3 protein-coding genes and 1 pseudogene are annotated in these 3,132 nt (G+C 60.5%); all 4 read left to right on the top strand.

The features are described from left to right. Positions 1-235 (top strand): annotated as a pseudogene (locus ACEW8G_RS05405) (DsbE family thiol:disulfide interchange protein); the annotation flags it as partial. A gap of 188 nt (positions 236-423) precedes the next feature. Then, positions 424-795: a cytochrome c-type biogenesis protein gene (locus ACEW8G_RS05400; RefSeq protein ID WP_373487417.1), complete on the top strand. Its 372-nt coding sequence runs from the start codon at positions 424-426 to the stop codon at positions 793-795. After that, entirely contained in the window at positions 795-1,508 is a 714-nt protein-coding gene (locus ACEW8G_RS05395) for a tetratricopeptide repeat protein (protein WP_373487416.1), read from the top strand. Before ACEW8G_RS05400 ends, ACEW8G_RS05395 begins: the two co-directional genes overlap by 1 nt. Positions 1,509-1,750: 242 nt before the next feature. Continuing rightward, a partial coding sequence (locus tag ACEW8G_RS05390; RefSeq protein ID WP_373487415.1) for a potassium transporter Kup occupies positions 1,751-3,132 on the top strand: 1,382 nt, incomplete at its 3' end.

Genomic DNA, 3,132 nt, shown 5'->3' with positions numbered 1-3,132 from the left:
CGTCGCGATCCGCGATCGCGGTCCCGATGTTGCAGCCTTTCTGCAGCGCAACGGCAACCCCTATGCACGGATCGGATCGGACGATGTCAGCAAGATACAGTTTGATCTGGGTTCGTCGGGCGTGCCCGAGACATTCGTGATCGATGGCAAGGGCATCATCACCTATCAGCATATCGGCGACATCCGCCGCGAGCATGTGCCGCTGATCCTTGAGAAATTGAGGGAAGCGCAGTGATGACGGCTTTCACTCCTTCCCTCCGTCTGTCCCGAGCGAAGTCGAAGGACTTATGCGCAAAGGTTGCGAAACGTCCCACGACTTCTCGGCAGAGCCGGAAAGTCTATTCCGAGCGGCTGGGTTGGCAGCCAGCCGAGGGGCTCAGGAACACGGGATGGTTGCTCTTGATCGCTCTGCTGGCGGCCTGGATGTCGCCCCTAAGCGCCCAGGACAGCCTGCCGCCCGCGCCCTATGCCTACAAGCAGCTCGATGATCCCGCGAAGGAAAAAGTCGCGCAGGATTTGATGATGACCTTGCGTTGCCTCACCTGTCAAAGCCAATCGATTGCGGATTCGGACGCGCCGATGGCGGGCGACATGCGCCATCAGGTGCGTGAGCGGATCGCGGCGGGCGAAGATCCGGAAGAAATTCGCGGCTGGCTGATCGAACGCTATGGCGACTGGGTGTCTTATCAGCCGCAGGTGACAACGATGACCTGGCCGTTGTTTGCCGCGCCCATCGTTCTGCTGCTGCTGGCGGCGCTGATCGTGCGCAAGCGTTTTGGCAAAAGGAACGGCTGATGACCTGGGTGATCATCCTCGTACTGGCTGCGGTCATCATGGGCGGCATGGTGTGGCTGGGCAAGATGCCTCGCCGCGCGTGGGAAATATCCGCCGCCGCGCTGTTTCTGGGCATCGCCGGCTATGCCTGGCAGGGCCAGCCGAGCGTTGCCGGTGCTCCCAAGGCGCCGGTGGAAAAGCTGGGCATGTTCGATGAGGACCTCGCCAAGCAGCGCGATGAGATGGGTGGCAATTTTGGCAATGCCCGCGCGTGGCTGGTGCTGGCTGACGCGCAGAGCCGCCAGGGCAAGTTCGCCACTGCCGCAACCGCGCTCAGCAAAGGGCTGGAAGCGCATCCTGAAGATCTCGATCTGTGGGTCGCGCTGGGCAATGCATTGGTGGGACACAGCAACGGGCTGCTCACCCCGGCATCGCAATATGCGTTTCAAAAAGCCGCTGTCATTGCGCCAGATCATCCCGCGCCGCCATTCTTCCTGGGGCTAGCCTTGGCAACCTCGGGGCAGTTGCAGCAGGCCCGCACCATCTGGGGCGAGTTGCTTGAGCGCTCGCCGCCCGATGCCGAATGGCGCGAGGACCTGACCCAGCGTATCGGCCAGATTGAAGCGGTGATTGCGCAGCAGAGTGGTGCCCCTGCGCCGGGCATGCCGGGATCGGTGCCCGATGCACCGCCAGCCCCGCCCGTAGCGCCGCAATCCTCCATGCCTCAGCCCTGATGGTCGCCCCGCAGCGATCATATTGCACCGCATTATGCGCCATGCTAATCGGCGCTCCGTTCTGAAGGTTTGGACCGGAGCCTGATCTGCACTGAATGGCGCAAATGTGCGTCAACCAGTGATGCTACTCAGGCTCTTTTTTGTGGCTGGGACCTTGATTCAGGCTGCTGCAGCCTGAGCATATCAGGGTTTAACATGGGGAATTCAGGCATGGCTTTGTCCATCTGCCTCTCGACCGCCCGATGAGTGATTTGCAGCCTGAATCACGCGAGCCCGGCGCAGAGATGGCCCATATCGCAGAAGGCCACCATGGCGCCGATGCGAAACCGCGCGACCCCAAGGCAGTGGCTGCGCTCGCGGCAGGCGCGGTGGGCATCGTCTTCGGCGATATCGGCACCAGCCCGCTCTATGCGTTTCGTGAGACCTTTGTCGGCGCGCACCAGCTGACACTCGACAAGCTCCACATTTACGGTGTGGTCAGCCTTATCTTCTGGTCGATGACCTTGGTGGTGTCGATCCAGTACGTGACCTTGCTGATGCGCGCCGACAACAAGGGGCAGGGCGGTAGCCTCGCGCTGGTGGCGCTCATTTCGCGCAGTGTCGGTCGTAATAAATATGCTTGGCTGCCGATCCTGCTCGGGGTGTTTGCGACTGCGCTGTTTTATGGCGACAGCATGATCACGCCTGCGATTTCAGTGCTGTCCGCTGTTGAAGGTCTGGCGGTGGTCGATACGCGTTTCCGGCCATTGGTGATCCCGATTGCCGTGGGGCTGCTGGTGTTCCTGTTCTTCATACAGTCGCGTGGAACCGCCAAAATCGGAACATTTTTTGCGCCGATCATGATTTTCTATTTTATCGTGATTGCGGTGCTCGGAAGCATCCAGATCGTCTCACATCCTGAGGTGCTGTTGGCACTCAACCCCTGGTACGCATTGCAGTTCTTTATCGCCGATGGCTGGCTGGCGTTTCTGGCACTGGGGTCGGTGGTGCTGGCGGTGACCGGATCGGAAGCGCTCTATTCTGATATGGGGCATTTTGGGCGCGGGCCGATGCGGCTGTCGTGGTTTGGCTTTGTGATGCCCGCGCTGCTGCTAAACTATTTCGGGCAGGCGGCGATGATCGCCAGCCTTGAAGGGACCGCCGCGATGGAGGCAGTGCGCAATCCGTTCTTCCTGCTCGCGCCAGAGTTTCTGCGCCTGCCACTGGTGTTGCTGGCGACGGCAGCGACGTTCATCGCCAGCCAGGCAGTGATTTCCGGCGCGTTTTCGATCACCCATCAGGCGATCCAGCTGGGCTTTATTCCGCGTCTTTCGATCAAACACACCAGCGCATCGGAAAGCGGGCAGATTTATATCCCGCTGATCAACTGGGTGTTGATGATCGCGGTCATCCTGCTGGTGTTGACCTTCCAGACATCGAGCAATCTGGCGGCGGCTTATGGCATCGCGGTGACCGGCGCGATGTTTATCGACACCTGCCTGCTCGCGGTGCTGGTAACGGCGCTGTGGAAGTGGAAGCTGTGGTATGCGGTGCCGGTGATCCTGGTGTTCTTCATCGTTGATGGCGCGTATTTTGCCGCGAATTTGACCAAGGTTCCCAACGGCGGCTGGTTCCCGCTGGTGAT

This window comes from Blastomonas sp., from assembly GCF_041747255.1.
Classification (GTDB): Bacteria; Pseudomonadota; Alphaproteobacteria; order Sphingomonadales; family Sphingomonadaceae; genus Blastomonas.
Note: the sequence above shows the minus strand (reverse complement) of the source record. Positions and strands in the feature narration are given on the sequence as shown.